The 570-nt window shown below is 24.0% G+C and carries 1 protein-coding gene; it reads left to right on the forward strand.

From position 1 onward, the window contains the following. On the forward strand, window positions 1-570 hold a 570-nt coding region (locus KTO59_RS04495), incomplete at both ends, for a hypothetical protein (RefSeq protein WP_284928858.1).

Raw genomic sequence — 570 nt, forward strand, 5'->3', positions numbered from 1 at the left:
AAAAAACTTTATTTTAGTTTTTTAGTTTGTTTCAGTCTTTTAATTATAGGATTAAGTCTTTATTATGGTTTAAAAAAACCTAACAATAATACATCATCTCCTGTTAATAATATTCAAAATCAAGAAACTTTATCTTTGTTAGAAAAAAAACTGACAGAATTAGAAACAGACAATCAACAAAAAATAGATGAAACAGAAAAAATTAATACTCAAGATAAGATTTTATCAGATCAAATCCGTTTAAACATGGATCAATTAAGAGATTATATGGTTAAACTAAATTCTTTACAAAAAGAAATCACAGCCCAAGAACAAGAACTTCAAAAAGAATCATTATCTGATAATGATAAACAAATTTTAGAAAAAAAAATTAAAGATTTAAGAGGTCAATATGCCGAAATTCAAACTAAGAAAGACCAATTAAATAAAGAAACTTTGGCTTTGACGGAACAAAGAAAAGCTTTACATCAAAAGAAAACGGATACTCATCAAACTATTAATAAACAAAAAATAGTTTTATCTCAATTAACTCAATTTAAAGAATGCACGGAAGAAATCAATGATTTAACT

The sequence above is a fragment of the Candidatus Phytoplasma sp. AldY-WA1 genome (assembly GCF_020312115.2).
In the GTDB taxonomy this organism is placed as follows: domain Bacteria; phylum Bacillota_I; class Bacilli_A; order Acholeplasmatales; family Acholeplasmataceae; genus Phytoplasma; species Phytoplasma vitis.